This is a genomic window from Pseudomonas marginalis (genome assembly GCF_024169655.1).
Lineage (GTDB): Bacteria > Pseudomonadota > Gammaproteobacteria > Pseudomonadales > Pseudomonadaceae > Aquipseudomonas > Aquipseudomonas paraveronii.
Window position 1 is genome coordinate 4917433 of the sequence record NZ_JALJWV010000001.1, and the last position, 16258, is coordinate 4933690.

A 16258-nucleotide genomic window follows, 5' to 3' on the forward strand; every position below is an offset into this window, starting at 1 on the left:
GCGCATAAAGGCTCTGCCACGAGGGTCTGCGCCAGGCTATTGCGCCCGCACTGTTTTCGGCCTAAGTCATTAATTCACAATGGAATGTGCCAATGATGTGATCTAAGTCAGTTGCTTGAATAGCACGCAGAATTATTCTGTGCTCTCTCTTCTCCTGCATTGGAGTTATGCAATGTCTGAATCTCCCGGAAAACTTCGACTTGGTGCACTGGTTGCACTTGTCGTGGGCTCAATGATTGGCGGCGGGATCTTCTCTCTGCCGCAAAACATGGCAGCCAGCGCCGATGTCGGTGCCGTTCTGATCGGTTGGGTGATTACCGCTGTAGGTATGTTGACCCTGGCGTTTGTGTTCCAGACCCTGGCCAACCGCAAACCCGACCTCGACGGCGGCGTATACGCCTATGCCAAGGCCGGTTTCGGCGACTACATGGGCTTCTCCTCTGCCTGGGGTTACTGGATCAGCGCCTGGCTGGGCAACGTCGGTTACTTCGTACTCTTGTTCAGCACCCTCGGCTACTTCTTCCCGATCTTTGGCGAGGGCAACACCCCGGCCGCAGTGATTGGCGCCTCGGTGCTGCTGTGGGCCGTGCATTTCCTGGTACTGCGCGGGATCAAGGAAGCGGCGTTCATCAACCTCGTGACCACCGTCGCCAAGGTCGTGCCGCTGGTGCTGTTCGTGCTGATTGCGGTGTTTGCATTCAAGCTGGACATCTTCACCGCTGACATCTGGGGCCTGAAAAACCCCGACCTGGGCAGCGTGATGAACCAGGTGCGCAACATGATGCTGGTCACCGTATGGGTGTTCATCGGCATCGAAGGCGCGAGCATCTTCTCGGCGCGGGCCGAAAAACGCAGCGACGTGGGCAAGGCCACCGTGATCGGTTTTATCACCGTGCTGCTGTTCCTGATGCTGGTCAACGTGCTGTCCCTGGGCATCATGACCCAACCGGAACTGGCCAAGCTGCAGAACCCGTCGATGGCGGCCGTGCTGGAGCACGTCGTGGGCCACTGGGGCGCCGTGTTGATCAGCGTCGGCCTGGTCATCTCGCTGCTCGGCGCGCTGCTGTCGTGGGTGTTGCTGTGCGCGGAGATCATGTTCGCCGCCGCCAAGGACCACACCATGCCGGAGTTCCTGCGCCGCGAAAACGCCAACCACGTGCCGGCCAATGCCCTGTGGCTGACCAACGCACTGGTCCAGGTGTTCCTGGTGATTACCCTGTTTTCCGCCAGCACGTACCTGTCGCTGATCTACCTCGCCACCTCGATGATCCTGGTGCCTTACCTGTGGTCGGCAGCTTATGCGCTGCTGCTGGCGGTACGTGGCGAGACCTACGAAAACGCCCCGGCCGAGCGCAGAAAGGACCTGATCATCGGCGCGATCGCGCTGATCTACGCGGTCTGGCTGCTCTACGCCGGCGGCACCAAATACCTGCTGCTCTCCGCCCTGCTCTATGCCCCTGGCGCGATCCTGTTCGCCAAGGCCAAGCATGAACTGGGCAAACCGATTTTCACCAACGTCGAGAAGCTGATTTTCGCCGCAGTGGTTGTTGGCGCCCTGGTGGCTGCCTATGGCCTCTACGCCGGCTTCCTGACTATGTAATTATTGTTCACTGGAGGATCTGTAATGACCACGGAAAAAGTGAAGTACGGCGTACATTCCGAAGCCGGCAAACTGCGCAAAGTCATGGTGTGCTCCCCAGGTTTGGCCCACCAGCGGCTGACCCCCAACAACTGCGATGAACTGCTGTTCGATGACGTGCTGTGGGTGGCCCAGGCCAAGCGCGACCATTTCGACTTTGTCACCAAGATGCGCGAGCGGGACATTGATGTGCTGGAAATGCACAACCTGCTGACCGATATCGTCGCCATGCCCGAAGCCCTGGACTGGATTCTGGAACGCAAGATCACCGCCAATACAGTGGGTCTGGGCCTGGTCGATGAAGTCAGCTCCTGGCTGCGCAGTCTGGAGCCGCGCAAAACCGCCGAGTTCCTGATTGGTGGCGTATCGGCCGATGACCTGCCGAGCAGCTTCGGCGGCAAGACCATCGAGATGTTCCGCGATTTCCTCGGCCACTCCAGCTTCATTCTGCCGCCGCTGCCCAACACCCAGTTCACCCGCGACACCACTTGCTGGATCTACGGTGGCGTGACGCTGAACCCGATGTACTGGCCGGCGCGACGTCAGGAAACCCTGCTGGCCAGCGCCATCTACAAATTCCACCCCGAGTTTACCAACGCGGACTTCCAGATCTGGTACGGCGACCCTGACCTGGAACACGGTGCCGCCACGCTGGAAGGCGGTGACGTCATGCCAATTGGCAATGGCGTCGTGTTGATCGGCATGGGCGAGCGCTCGTCCCACCAGGCCATCGGCCAGTTGGCGCGCAACCTGTTCAAAAACAAAGCAGTGGAACGGGTGATCGTTGCCGGCCTGCCAAAATCCCGCGCGGCGATGCACCTGGACACCGTGTTCAGCTTCTGTGACCGCGATCTGGTCACCATCTTCCCTGAAGTGGTCAACCAGATCGTCGCCTTCACCCTGCGCCCCGACGAAAGCAAGCCGCACGGCATCGATATCCAACGGGAGAAAACCAACTTCCTCGATACCGTGGCCGCAGCGCTCAACCTCAAGGCCTTGCGCGTCGTCGAAACCGGCGGCAACAGCTTCGCCGCCGAGCGCGAGCAGTGGGATGACGGCAACAACGTGGTGGCCCTGGAGCCTGGCGTGGTGATCGGCTACGACCGCAACACTTCCACCAACACCCTGCTGCGCAAGGCCGGCGTGGAAGTCATCACCATCAGCGCCGGTGAACTCGGCCGTGGCCGTGGCGGCGGCCACTGCATGACCTGCCCGATCATCCGCGACCCTATCGATTATTAATTTTCCAGCCTTGGCCGCCGCTCACAAGGCGTCGGCCAAGGGGATAACCTAAACAGAAGGAGATCCACCATGGCTTTCAACATGCGCAACCGCAGCCTGCTCTCGCTGATGCACCACACCACTCGCGAGCTCAACTACCTGCTGGACCTGTCCCGCGACCTCAAACGCGCCAAATACACCGGCACCGAGCGTCCGCACTTGCAGGGCAAGAACATTGCGCTGATCTTCGAAAAAACCTCGACCCGCACCCGTTGCGCATTCGAAGTAGCGGCCCACGACCAGGGCGCCCACGTCACCTATATCGACCCGGTGTCGTCGCAGATCGGCCACAAAGAAAGCATGAAAGACACCGCCCGCGTCCTCGGCCGGATGTTCGATGCCATTGAATACCGTGGCTTCGCGCAGGAAATCGTCGAAGAGCTGGCCAAGTTCGCCGGTGTGCCGGTGTTCAACGGCCTGACCGCCGAATTCCACCCGACCCAAATGATCGCCGACACCCTGACCATGCGCGAACACTGCGACAAGCCGCTGCATGACATCAGCTACGCCTACCTGGGCGACGCCCGCTACAACATGGGCAACTCGCTGCTGATGATCGGCGCCAAGCTGGGCATGGACGTGCGCATCGGCGCGCCGAAAGCCCTGTGGCCACACGAAGATTTCATCAAGCAGTGCCAGGCCTTTGCCGAGGAAAGCGGCGCGCGCATCACCATCACCGAAGACCCTGTCGCGGCGGTGAAAGGCGTGGACTTCATCCACACCGATATCTGGGTGTCCATGGGCGAGCCGGTGGAAGCGTGGGACGAGCGTATCGAGCAACTGCTGCCGTACCAGGTCAACGCCAAGATGATGAAAGCCTCGGGCAACCCTCGGGTGAAGTTCATGCACTGCCTGCCGGCCTTCCATAACAGCGAAACCAAGGTTGGCAAGGACATCGCCGCGCGTTATCCGAACCTGGCCAATGGCGTGGAAGTGACCGAAGAGGTGTTTGAATCCCCGGCCAACATCGCCTTTGAGCAAGCGGAAAACCGCATGCACACCATCAAGGCGATCCTGGTATCGACGTTGGCGGATATCTAAACGATCCACTGTCGAAACACGGTCAAATGTGGGAGGGGCGGTGCGACGATTCGACTTGCCCCCGATAGCGGTGTATCAGTCGACACAAGTATTGAATGTTAGCCCGCCATCGGGAGCACGCTCCCTCCCACACTTAGTCCTGTGTTCACACGCTGAACTCTAGAAGGATTGCATTATGCGTATCGTCGTTGCTCTGGGCGGTAACGCCCTACTCCGCCGTGGTGAACCCATGACAGCGGACAACCAACGCGCCAATATCCGAATCGCCACCGAACAGATTGCCAAGATCCATTCCGGCAACGAGCTGGTGATCGCCCACGGTAACGGCCCGCAAGTCGGCCTGCTGTCGTTGCAGGCGGCGGCCTACACCAGCGTCTCGCCGTACCCGCTGGACGTGCTCGGCGCGGAAACCGAAGGCATGATCGGTTACATCATCGAACAGGAACTGGGCAACCTGCTGGACTTCGAAGTCCCGTTTGCCACCCTGCTCACCCAGGTTGAAGTGGACGCCAACGACCCGGCCTTCAAGAAACCCAGCAAACCGATCGGCCCGGTGTACTCCCAGGCCGAAGCCGAGAAACTCGCGGCTGAAAAAGGCTGGACCATCGCCCCGGATGGCGATAAATACCGTCGCGTCGTCGCCAGCCCGCGGCCGAAACGCATCTTCGAAATTCGCCCGATCCAATGGCTGCTGGAAAAAGGCAGCATCGTGATCTGCGCCGGCGGTGGCGGTATCCCGACGATGTATGGCGAAGACGGCAAGCTCAAGGGCATCGAGGCCGTGATCGACAAGGACCTGTGCTCATCGCTGCTGGCTTCGCAACTGGAAGCTGATTTGCTGGTGATTGCCACCGACGTCAATGCCGCCTTTATCGACTTCGGCAAGCCGACCCAGAAGGCCATCGGCCAGGCCCACCCGGATGAAATGGAAAGGCTTGGTTTCGCCGCCGGTTCCATGGGGCCGAAAGTGCAAGCAGCCTGCGAGTTCGCGCGTCAGACTGGCAAAACCGCAGTGATCGGTTCACTCTCCGACATCGAAGCCATCGTCCAGGGCCTGGCAGGCACCCGTATCAGCACGGCGACCCCAGGCATCCGTTATCTGTGAAGTAGAGGAAAAACGCCTATGGCTACCTTTGAACCCGGGCATTTGCACATCGAACGCCACGCGCTGAACGACGCCGACTACAGCTACAACCTGCACATCGACTATGAAGTCAGCCAGCACCCCAATGAAGGCCAGGGGATGCTGTTCACGCTGCATGGCTCGGTGCAGGACAAGGACCTCAAGGAAGAGTTCTTCCTGCCCAAGGACCAGGCATTCGACTTTGCCCGGCATGCGATGAATATCGCGCAGAAGTATGGGATGCCGAAGATCGCGACGCTCAACGGCGACATGCACAAGCAGTACGACTTGATGTTCGAGGACGTGCGGCATCAGTTGAATGTGAAACCGGGCGATCCGGTCAAACCCGAACACCTCGCATAACACGATCCAAATGAGGGAGGGGCTTGCTCCCTCCCCCATTTTTGATCTCCCCCCCTGTCTGGCATACTTGCCGCCTCTCGCTCCCCAGAATTGTCAGCCGCCCCATGCGTATCCACGTCAGCTTCATCGACCGCGTCGGCATTACCCAGGAAGTCCTGGCCTTGCTCGGTGGGCGCAATCTCAACCTGGACGCGGTAGAAATGGTGCCGCCGAATGTCTACATCGACGCGCCGACCCTGAGCGCCGAAGTCCTCGAAGAGCTGCGGGACGCGCTGTTCAGCGTCAACGGCGTGCAGACGGTGACGGTGGTGGACATCCTCCCCGGCCAACGCCGCCACCTGCAACTCGACGCCCTGCTCGCGGCCATGACCGACCCGGTGCTGGCCCTGGACAGCGCGGGTAAGATCCTGCTGGCCAACCCGGCGTTGATCGCCCTGTACGGTCGCGAGCCGGCCGGGGAAAGCATCAGCGAACTGTTCAACGATCCGGCCTTGCTCGACACCTTGCTGGAGCAAGGCTTTCGCTTGCCGCTGCGCGAGATCAGCGTCAACGGCCAGACCTTGCTGCTGGAGGCCACGCCGATCACCGATGCCGGTGCCCTGCTCAGCCTCTACCAGCCCAACCGCATCGGCGAACAGTTGTCGGCCCTGCACCATGACCATGCCGAAGGCTTCGATGCGCTGCTCGGCGATTCGCCGGCTATTCGCACCCTCAAGGCGCGTGCGCAGCGTGTCGCTGTGCTCGACGCACCGCTGTTGATCCAGGGCGAGACCGGCACCGGCAAAGAACTGGTGGCGCGAGCCTGCCACGCCATCAGCGCGCGCTGCAGTGCGCCGTTCCTGGCGTTGAACTGTGCGGCGCTACCGGAAAACCTCGCCGAAAGCGAACTGTTCGGCTACGCCCCCGGCGCCTTCACCGGGGCCCAGCGCGGCGGCAAGCCGGGGCTGATGGAACTGGCCAACCAGGGCACGGTGTTTCTCGATGAGATCGGCGAAATGTCGCCGTACCTGCAGGCCAAGCTGCTGCGTTTTCTCAATGACGGTAGTTTTCGCCGGGTAGGCGGCGACCGTGAAGTGAAGGTGAACGTGCGTATCCTCAGCGCCACCCACCGCGACCTGGAAAAGATGGTCGCCGAGGGCACCTTTCGCGAAGACCTGTTCTATCGCCTCAACGTCCTCAATGTCGAAGTGCCGCCCCTGCGCGAGCGAGGCCAGGACATTCTGCTGCTGGCGCGCTACTTCATGCAGCAGGCCTGCGCGCAGATCCAGCGCCCGATCTGCCGCCTGGCGCCGGGCACTTACCCGGCATTGCTGGGCAACCGCTGGCCGGGCAATGTGCGACAGTTGCAGAACGTGATCTTCCGCGCCGCCGCCATCTGCGAAAGCAGCCTGGTGGACATCGGCGACCTGGACATCGCCGGCACCTCGGTCGCACGCCAGAGCGACAGCGAAATCGACAGCCTGGAGCAGGCCGTGGAAGACTTCGAACGCAGCCTGCTGGAGAAGCTCTACACCAGCTACCCCTCGACCCGCCAGTTGGCGAGCCGCCTGCACACCTCCCACACCGCTATCGCCCATCGCCTGCGCAAATACGGCATCCCCAACAAACCCTGATCTGGGCGCCTACAGGGCTCGCATTCCAAATCGGGTCTGAGAACGACATCAACTGTACTGAAAGCGCTACAGCGTAACGATATCGCTACAACCCTGTTTTTTGCGCGCCATGCAAGGCTTTGATCCACATAGGCTTTTTTTCTTGCGGCGAAGTGTAGCGAAATCGCTACAGCCTCAGCCGGCAACGCATTCGTCATTTTTATCAAGTCATTGATTTATAAGTAATTAATGACATTGGCCGCGATATTGCTAAGTAACTCCCCATTATTCCAATCCCGTCCACCAGACGAATCTGGCCCCGAGGAGTTTCCATGAGCGAGTTGCGTTTCACTGAAGATCACGAATGGCTGCGCGCCGAAGCTGACGGCAGCGTCACCGTGGGTATCACCGCGTTCGCGCAAAACGCGCTGGGTGATGTGGTTTTCGTGCAACTGCCGGAGTTGCAGGCCTACGACAAGGGCGCCGAAGCGTCCACCGTGGAATCAGTCAAAGCCGCCAGTGGCGTGTACATGCCGTTGGACGGTGAAGTCCTCGAAGTGAACGCCGAGCTGGAGGGCCGCCCGGAACTGGTCAACGAAGACCCGATGGGCGAAGGCTGGTTCTTCCGCTTTAAACCCGCCGATGCCGATGCAGTGGCTACGCTGTTGGATCAGGATGCGTATGACCGCCTGATCAAAGCCAACGCACAAGCCTGAGGAGCGCGCCATGACGATCAACTTGAGCACCGCCAACGAATTCATCGCCCGCCACATCGGCCCGCGCCAGGAAGATGAGCTGCAGATGCTCGCCAGCCTGGGCTTTGATTCCCTGGAAGGCCTGAGCGCCAGTGTGATCCCGGAAAGCATCAAGGGCACCAGCGTGCTCGGCCTGGAAGATGGCTTGAGCGAAGCCGAGGCCCTGGCCAGGATCAAGGCCATCGCCAGCCAGAACCAACTGTTCAAGACCTACATCGGCCAGGGCTACTACAACTGCCATACGCCGTCGCCGATCCTGCGCAACCTCTTGGAAAACCCGGCCTGGTACACCGCCTACACCCCGTACCAACCGGAGATTTCCCAGGGTCGCCTGGAAGCGCTGTTGAACTTCCAGACCCTGATCAGCGACCTCACCGGCCTGCCGATTGCCAACGCTTCACTGCTTGACGAAGCCACCGCCGCCGCCGAAGCCATGACCTTCTGCAAACGCCTGAGCAAGAACAAAAGCAGCAATGCCTTCTTCGCTTCGATCCACAGCCACCCGCAAACCCTCGACGTGCTACGCACCCGTGCCGAGCCGCTGGGCATCGACGTGGTGGTGGGCGATGAACGCGAACTGAGCGATGTCAGCCCGTTCTTCGGCGCCCTGTTGCAATACCCGGCCAGCAATGGCGACGTGTTTGATTATCGCGAACTGACCGAACGCTTCCACGCCGCCAATGCTCTGGTGGCCGTGGCCGCCGACCTGCTGGCCCTGACCTTGCTGACCCCACCGGGTGAGTTCGGCGCCGACGTGGCCATCGGCAGCGCCCAACGCTTCGGCGTCCCGCTGGGCTTTGGCGGCCCGCACGCGGCGTATTTCTCCACCAAGGATGCGTTCAAGCGCGACATGCCGGGCCGTCTGGTCGGGGTTTCGGTCGACCGCTTCGGCAAGCCGGCCCTGCGCCTGGCCATGCAGACCCGCGAGCAACATATCCGCCGCGAGAAAGCCACCAGCAACATCTGCACCGCCCAGGTCCTGCTCGCCAACATCGCCAGCATGTACGCCGTGTACCACGGCCCGAAAGGCCTGACCCAGATCGCCCAGCGCATTCACCAGTTGACCGCGATCCTGGCCAACGGCTTGCGCGCCCTGGGCCTGAAGGTCGAGCAAGAACACTTCTTCGACACCCTGACCCTCAACACCGGCGCGCGCACCGCCGCCCTGCACGACCAGGCCCGCGCCCAGCGCATCAACCTGCGTGTGGTGGACGGTGAGCGTCTCGGCCTGTCGGTCGACGAAACCACCACCCAGGCCGATATCGAAACCTTGTGGGCACTCTTCGCCGACGGTAAAGCCCTGCCGGACTTCGCCGCCAAGGTCGAAGGCAGCCTGCCGGCCGCGCTGCTGCGTCAGTCGCCGATCCTCAGCCACCCGGTGTTCAACCGTTATCACTCCGAAACCGAGCTGATGCGCTACCTGCGCAAGCTGGCCGACAAGGACCTGGCGCTGGACCGCACCATGATCCCGCTGGGCTCCTGCACCATGAAGCTCAACGCCGCCAGCGAAATGATCCCGGTGACCTGGGCCGAGTTCGGCGCCCTGCACCCGTTCGCCCCAGCCGAACAAAGCGCCGGCTACCTGCAACTGACCACCGAGCTGGAAGCCATGCTCTGCGCGGCCACCGGCTACGATGCCATCTCGCTGCAACCGAACGCCGGTTCCCAGGGCGAATACGCGGGCCTCTTGGCGATTCGTGCCTATCACCAGAGCCGTGGCGATGAGCGCCGCGACATCTGCCTGATCCCGTCATCGGCCCACGGCACCAACCCGGCCACCGCCCACATGGCCGGCATGCGCGTGGTCGTGACCGCCTGCGACAGCCGCGGCAACGTCGACATCGAAGACCTGCGCGCCAAAGCCATCGAGCACCGCGACCACCTCGCCGCGCTGATGATCACCTACCCGTCGACCCACGGCGTGTTCGAAGAAGGTATCCGCGAGATCTGCGGGATCATTCACGACAACGGCGGCCAGGTGTACATCGACGGCGCCAACATGAACGCCATGGTCGGCCTGTGCGCGCCGGGCAAGTTCGGCGGCGACGTGTCCCACCTGAACCTGCACAAGACCTTCTGCATCCCCCACGGCGGTGGCGGCCCGGGCGTTGGCCCGATCGGCGTCAAATCGCACCTGAGCCCATTCCTGCCCGGCCACGCGGCCATGGCACGCAAGGAAGGCGCGGTGTGCGCGGCGCCGTTCGGCAGCGCAAGCATCCTGCCGATCACCTGGATGTACATCAGCATGATGGGCGGCGCAGGCCTCAAGCGCGCTTCGCAGTTGGCGATCCTGAATGCCAACTACATTTCCCGTCGCCTGGAAGAGCACTACCCGGTGCTCTACACCGGCAGCAACGGCCTGGTGGCGCATGAATGCATCCTCGACCTGCGCCCGTTGAAAGACAGCAGCGGCATCAGCGTAGATGACGTGGCCAAGCGCCTGATCGACTTCGGTTTCCACGCGCCGACCATGTCGTTCCCGGTGGCCGGCACCTTGATGATCGAGCCGACCGAAAGCGAATCCAAGGAAGAACTGGACCGCTTCTGCGACGCGATGATCGCCATCCGCGAAGAAATCCGCGCAGTCGAAAACGGCACCTTGGACAAGGACGACAACCCCCTGAAAAACGCCCCGCACACAGCCGCGGAACTGGTGGGCGAATGGAGCCACCCTTACAGCCGTGAACAAGCGGTGTACCCGGTGGCGTCGTTGATCGACGGCAAGTACTGGCCGCCGGTTGGCCGGGTCGACAACGTGTTCGGCGATCGCAACCTCGTGTGCGCCTGCCCTTCGATCGAGAGCTACGCATAACCCGATCAAAAATGTGGGAGGGGGCTTGCCCCCGATAGCGGTGGATCAGTTATCTATTGATCGACTGACACACCGCCATCGGGGGCAAGCCCCCCTCCCACACTTTGATCGGGTACACCCGACACCTAATAAGAAACCGGAGAACAACTCATGTCGTTAAGCGTGTTCGACCTGTTCAAGATTGGCATCGGCCCCTCCAGCTCCCACACCGTCGGCCCGATGCGCGCCGCCGCCCGCTTTGTCGAGGGGTTGCGCCGTGACGACCTGCTGAGCGCCACCACCTGCGTCAAGGTGGAACTCTATGGCTCACTCGGCGCCACCGGCAAAGGCCACGGCAGCGACAAGGCCGTGCTGCTCGGCCTGGAAGGCGAACACCCGGACACCGTGAACACAGAAACCATCGCCGCACGCCTGGCACAGATGCGCAGCGACGGCCGCTTGAACCTGCTCGGCGAACACAGCATTGCGTTCAACGAGAAAGAACACCTGGCGATGATTCGCAAACCCCTCGCCTATCACCCCAACGGCATGATCTTTCGCGCCTTTGACGCCGCCGGTATCCAGATCCGCAGCCGCGAGTACTACTCGGTGGGCGGCGGTTTTGTGGTGGATGAAGACGCCGCCGGCGCCGACCGGATCGTCGAAGACGCCACCCCCCTGACCTTCCCGTTCAAGAGCGCCAAGGACTTGCTCGGTCATTGCGCCACCTACGGGCTGTCCATCAGCCAGGTGATGCTGACCAATGAAAGTGCCTGGCGCCCCGAAGCCGAAACCCGCAACGGCCTGCTGAAGATCTGGCAGGTGATGCAGGACTGTGTGGACGCCGGCTGTCGCAATGAAGGGATCTTGCCGGGCGGCTTGAAGGTCAAGCGTCGTGCCGCCGCCCTGCATCGCCAGCTATGCAAGAACCCGGAGTCAGCCCTGCGCGACCCGTTGTCGGTACTCGATTGGGTCAACCTGTACGCGCTGGCGGTCAACGAAGAAAACGCCAATGGCGGGCGCGTGGTTACGGCGCCCACCAACGGTGCCGCCGGGATTGTGCCGGCGGTGCTGCATTACTACATGCGCTTCATCCCCGGCGCGAATGAAGACGGCGTGGTGCGCTTTCTGCTCACCGCCGCCGCCATCGGGATTCTGTACAAGGAAAACGCATCAATCTCCGGCGCCGAAGTCGGCTGCCAGGGTGAAGTCGGCGTGGCCTGCTCGATGGCCGCCGGTGCGCTGTGCGAAGTGTTGGGCGGCAGCGTGTCCCAGGTGGAAAACGCCGCCGAGATCGGCATGGAACACAACCTCGGCCTGACGTGCGACCCGATTGGCGGCCTGGTGCAAGTGCCGTGCATTGAGCGCAATGCCATGGGCTCGGTCAAAGCCATCAATGCAGTGCGCATGGCCTTGCGCGGTGATGGGCAGCATTTTGTGTCGCTCGACAAGGTCATCCGCACCATGCGCCAGACCGGCGCCGATATGAAAAGCAAATACAAGGAAACCGCCCGTGGCGGTTTGGCGGTCAACATTATCGAGTGCTGACGCTTAGACACGCGTCCGCACGTTTTTCAGGAGCTGAATATGTCCACCGAAACCCTGTTGAAAACCCCATTGCACGCGCTGCACATCGAACTCGGCGCGCGCATGGTGCCCTTCGCCGGCTACGACATGCCGGTGCAATACCCGCTGGGCGTGATGAAAGAACACCTGCACACCCGTGATCAGGCCGGGCTGTTCGACGTGTCCCACATGGGCCAGATCCGCCTGACCGGCGCCAATGCCGCCAAGGCCCTGGAAACCCTGGTGCCGGTGGATATCATCGACCTGCCGGTCGGCATGCAGCGCTACGCCATGTTCACCAATGACCAGGGCGGCATTCTCGACGACCTGATGGTGGCCAACCTGGGTAACGACGAACTGTTCCTGGTGGTCAACGCGGCCTGCAAGGACCAGGACCTGGCGCACCTGCGCGCCAAAATTGGCGACCAGTGCACCATCGAGCCGTTGTTCGAAGAACGCGCCCTGCTCGCCCTGCAAGGCCCTGCAGCCGTGAAAGTACTGGCGCGCCTGGCCCCTGAAGTGACCAAGATGACCTTCATGCAATTCGCGTCCCTGCGCCTGCTGGGTGTGGACTGCTACGTCAGCCGCTCCGGCTACACCGGTGAAGACGGCTTTGAAATCTCGGTGCCCGCCGCCCACGCCGAAAGCCTGGCCCGCAGCCTGCTGGCCGAGACCGAAGTCCAGGCCATTGGCCTGGGCGCCCGCGACTCGCTGCGCCTGGAAGCCGGCCTGTGCCTGTACGGCCACGATATGAACACCGACACCACCCCGATCGAAGCCAGCCTGCTGTGGGCGATCTCCAAGGCCCGTCGCGCTGACGGCGCACGTGCCGGCGGCTTTCCCGGCGCAGACCGGATCTTTACCCAGCAGCAAGCCGGTGTAAGCCGCAAACGTGTCGGCCTGCTGCCTCAAGAGCGCACGCCAGTGCGTGAAGGTGCGGAAATCGTCGACGAACACGGCACCGTGATCGGCAGCGTCTGCAGCGGCGGCTTTGGCCCAAGCCTCGGCGGCCCATTGGCGATGGCCTACCTGAACAGCGCGTTCACCGCGCTGGATACCGAAGTGTCTGCACTGGTGCGTGGGAAAAAGGTGCCTCTACGTGTAAGTAAAATGCCATTTGTGCCGCAACGTTACTACCGCGGCTGATTGACTGTTCCTATAAGTAACGCGGTCGCAATAACGCGCACTAAACTGTAACGCGACCGCCATAAAACAGTGCATTTCCGATAGTCATTGTTATAGGTATCAACCTATAACAAGTGACTAATTCTATCGAATAAGTCGGTACATGAGTATTCAACGAAATGTCATGAGGCCTAGCAAAAGCTGGGCTTTTTGCAGGGCTTGTTTTTTCTGCATTAGTTGTCGTAGAGTTTGTCCACTGTGTTTGCATGGGTCGCTTGAAACCTGACCTGGGCAGTAGCCAAAGTTTGCTACAACCCGTTCGACGTCTCTTACTTTCCTGCAACCCAGCCCAGTACTCTTTCATGCGAAAGGGACTGTCATTCATTTTTAGCGTCAAGGAAATAAGAAAATGTCGGATAAACGTCAGAGCGGTACCGTCAAGTGGTTCAACGACGAAAAAGGGTTTGGTTTTATCACTCCAGAAAGCGGTCCGGATCTGTTCGTGCATTTCCGCGCTATTCAGGGCAACGGCTTCAAGAGCCTGAAAGAAGGCCAGAAAGTGTCTTTCGTCGCCGTGCAAGGCCAGAAAGGCATGCAGGCTGACGAAGTGATCGCCGAAGGCTGATCCCTCCTGCGACAAAAAGCCCCTGATGGTGACATCAGGGGCTTTTTTATGGGCGCGGTAAGGGCATTGCGCCGTAAAATGCTTTTTTTCTTCAGAGAGCCGGCCATGTCCAAACCCCTGCTGAGCCCCCAAGGCGAATTTCCCGCCGTTGGCCTGGGCCGTCGTCTGGCAGCGATGTTCTATGACTTCCTCCTCTGCACTGCGCTGCTGATTGTCACGGCCTTTATCTACAAGCTGGTGTGGATCGCGTTCGTGGGCGAAGCCAAAATGCGTACCCTCACCGAATCCGGCACGCTGGACGGCGACCCGTTGCTGTCGACGATTCTGTTCTTCGTGCTGTTTGGCTTCTTCGCCAAGTTCTGGACCCATTCCGGGCAGACCCTGGGCATGCAGGTGTGGGGCGTGCGCGTACAGAACGCCGACGGCTCGCGGATCAGCCTGTGGCAGGCGCTGTTGCGCTTTGTGGTGTCGATCGCATCGTGGTTGTGCGTGGGGCTGGGGTTTATCTGGTCGCTGTTCGACAAGCAGAAACGCAGCTGGCATGACATCTACTCGGACACGCAGTTGGTACGGATTCCGAAGCAAAAAAAATAACGCCCTGCTGGTGCGGATCAAAATGTGGGAGGGGGCTTGCTCCCGATAGTGGAGTGTCAGTCACCAGATACATCGACTGATTTACCGCTATCGGGGGCAAGCCCCCTCCCACATGTTCGACCGGGTCAGGCGTTGCCGGCCAGCTTCAGGCGCGCCGCTTGGGTGAAGTCGAGCATGCGCTTGAGCGGGCGCACAGCCTGCGGGATCACCGAAGGCTCGACGAAGATCTCGTTACTGCCCTCACGCAGGCACTGCAGCGTGCGCTCCAACGTATTCATCGCCATCCACGGGCAGTGCGCGCAACTGCGGCACGCCGCGCCGTTGCCGGCGGTAGGCGCTTCGATGAAGACCTTGTCCGGGCACAGCTGCTGCATCTTGTAGAAAATGCCGCGATCGGTGGCGACGATGAACGTTTTGTTCGGTAAACGCTGAGCAGCGGCAATCAGTTGGCTGGTGGACCCCACCGCATCCGCCAGCTCGATCACCGACGTCGGGGATTCCGGGTGGACCAGGATCGCCGCATCCGGGTACAGCGCCTTCATGTCTTCCAACTGCTTGGATTTGAACTCTTCGTGGACGATGCAGGCACCGTCCCACAGCAGCATGTCGGCACCGGTCTGGCGCTGAATGTAAGTGCCCAGGTGTTTGTCCGGCCCCCAGATAATGGTCTCGCCGTTGTCCATCAGGCTTTCGACGATTTCCAGTGCGCAACTGGAGGTCACCACCCAATCCGCCCGCGCCTTGACCGCCGCCGAGGTGTTGGCATACACCACCACGGTGCGCTCAGGGTGCTGATCGCAGAACGCCGAAAACTCATCCACCGGGCAGCCAAGGTCGAGGGAGCACGTAGCTTCCAGGGTCGGCATCAGGATGCGTTTTTCGGGGGTGAGAATTTTGGCGGTCTCGCCCATGAAACGCACGCCGGCGACCAGTACGGTCTTGGCCGGGTGGGCGGCGCCGAAGCGCGCCATTTCGAGGGAATCGGAGACACAGCCGCCGGTTTCTTCGGCCAGGGCCTGAATCACCGGGTCGCAATAGAAGTGGGCGACCAGCACCGCGTCCTGAGCCTTCAGCTCGGCGGCGATGGCAGTACGCAGGCTGGCCTCTTCCTCGGCGCTGAGGGCCTTGGGCTGCTTGGCGTCGAGGTGGGCTTGAACCAGAAGGCGTTCGGAAATTTGCGTCATGTTCGCAAGACCTGCAGGCGCCGTTGCGCGAAAGTCGAGTGTACCACCGGCTCTGGAGCCCTTCGGGCGCCGCCGGACGAAGTGATGTGTCATCAAGCACGGGTTAAGGTGAAGCTGCGCAAGGCTACAGAATATCGAATGGATTCAAAAGCCTAATCTGGCATGGCGCGACGCATCTGGCCATCACCTACTTCTGCGTGTGGGTATTCTGGGAAGCCGACTGTGTGACCGAAGCACGGGTCAATTGGCCGTCTTTATAGGCAAAGCTCGCGGTGCTGCTGGCCCTGTCCTGTACTTGCACATACAGGTAATTCTGCAATTCGCGACTGCCATCAGTTGATGATCTTGCTGACGGCGTCCTGGCTGCTATTTTCCCAGGCCCGCACACTTTCCCGACCCGGCATCTGCCCGTCTCGAGAGTAGATATCAACGACATCGGCAGCCGGATTACCGAGGCTGACCACCGACGCAGGTCGAACCGGCGAGACATTGACAGTGTTCGCCGAAATGGCGAGCGGTGTGGCTGCAGCGCGAACAATGAGGGGATTGCTAGGGATGATCGGAGTTAGCGTAGTCGTG

The 16258-nt window shown here is 61.1% G+C and carries 13 protein-coding genes and 1 pseudogene; 12 read left to right on the top strand and 2 right to left on the bottom strand.

Features of this window, described 5'->3' with window-relative positions:
• The first annotated feature begins 172 nt into the window (after positions 1-172).
• The 12 genes from arcD to J2Y83_RS22640 all read left to right on the top strand — a co-directional run bounded on the left by arcD (position 173) and on the right by J2Y83_RS22640 (position 14495).
• Positions 173-1600: an arginine-ornithine antiporter gene (gene arcD / locus J2Y83_RS22585; protein ID WP_253398435.1), complete on the top strand. Its 1428-nt coding sequence runs from the start codon at positions 173-175 to the stop codon at positions 1598-1600.
• Positions 1601-1624: 24 nt separating this feature from the next.
• A complete protein-coding gene (arcA, locus tag J2Y83_RS22590) occupies positions 1625-2881 on the top strand; it encodes an arginine deiminase (protein ID WP_253398437.1) in 1257 nt (418 codons plus the stop codon).
• Between the two features lie 69 nt (positions 2882-2950).
• The gene (locus J2Y83_RS22595; RefSeq protein WP_253398439.1) at positions 2951-3961 is read left to right on the top strand and encodes an ornithine carbamoyltransferase; all 1011 of its coding nucleotides are present in this window, start codon (positions 2951-2953) and stop codon (positions 3959-3961) included.
• Between the two features lie 175 nt (positions 3962-4136).
• Positions 4137-5066, top strand: coding sequence for a carbamate kinase (gene arcC, locus J2Y83_RS22600; protein ID WP_253398441.1), 930 nt, complete (start codon positions 4137-4139; stop codon positions 5064-5066).
• Positions 5067-5084: 18 nt separating this feature from the next.
• Positions 5085-5447: a DUF5064 family protein gene (locus J2Y83_RS22605; RefSeq protein ID WP_253398443.1), complete on the top strand. Its 363-nt coding sequence runs from the start codon at positions 5085-5087 to the stop codon at positions 5445-5447.
• A gap of 104 nt (positions 5448-5551) precedes the next feature.
• Positions 5552-7060 (top strand): sigma-54-dependent transcriptional regulator, encoded by a 1509-nt coding sequence (locus J2Y83_RS22610; RefSeq protein ID WP_253398446.1) that lies wholly within the window; start codon positions 5552-5554, stop codon positions 7058-7060.
• Between the two features lie 311 nt (positions 7061-7371).
• Positions 7372-7755, top strand: a complete 384-nt coding sequence (gene gcvH / locus J2Y83_RS22615) for a glycine cleavage system protein GcvH (protein ID WP_253398448.1) — start codon at positions 7372-7374, stop codon at positions 7753-7755.
• A 10-nt stretch (positions 7756-7765) separates the two neighbouring features.
• Positions 7766-10606: an aminomethyl-transferring glycine dehydrogenase gene (gcvP, locus tag J2Y83_RS22620; RefSeq protein ID WP_253398450.1), complete on the top strand. Its 2841-nt coding sequence runs from the start codon at positions 7766-7768 to the stop codon at positions 10604-10606.
• A 150-nt stretch (positions 10607-10756) separates the two neighbouring features.
• Complete coding sequence (locus J2Y83_RS22625; protein ID WP_253398452.1) at positions 10757-12133, top strand: L-serine ammonia-lyase; 1377 nt, start codon at positions 10757-10759, stop codon at positions 12131-12133.
• A gap of 39 nt (positions 12134-12172) precedes the next feature.
• Positions 12173-13297 (top strand): glycine cleavage system aminomethyltransferase GcvT, encoded by a 1125-nt coding sequence (gene gcvT / locus J2Y83_RS22630; RefSeq protein WP_253398454.1) that lies wholly within the window; start codon positions 12173-12175, stop codon positions 13295-13297.
• Positions 13298-13685: 388 nt separating this feature from the next.
• A complete protein-coding gene (locus J2Y83_RS22635; protein ID WP_017847139.1) occupies positions 13686-13901 on the top strand; it encodes a cold-shock protein in 216 nt (71 codons plus the stop codon).
• A gap of 105 nt (positions 13902-14006) precedes the next feature.
• The gene (locus J2Y83_RS22640) at positions 14007-14495 is read left to right on the top strand and encodes an RDD family protein (RefSeq protein ID WP_253398456.1); all 489 of its coding nucleotides are present in this window, start codon (positions 14007-14009) and stop codon (positions 14493-14495) included.
• Positions 14496-14620: 125 nt separating this feature from the next.
• Here J2Y83_RS22640 and nadA read toward each other — a convergent pair whose 3' ends face one another.
• Together nadA and J2Y83_RS22650 are read right to left on the bottom strand one after the other, a co-directional pair.
• Positions 14621-15679, bottom strand: coding sequence for a quinolinate synthase NadA (gene nadA, locus J2Y83_RS22645; RefSeq protein WP_247400491.1), 1059 nt, complete (start codon positions 15677-15679; stop codon positions 14621-14623).
• Positions 15680-15869: 190 nt separating this feature from the next.
• Positions 15870-16013 (bottom strand): annotated as a pseudogene (locus tag J2Y83_RS22650) (lactate dehydrogenase); the annotation flags it as partial.
• Positions 16014-16258 lie beyond the last annotated feature (245 nt).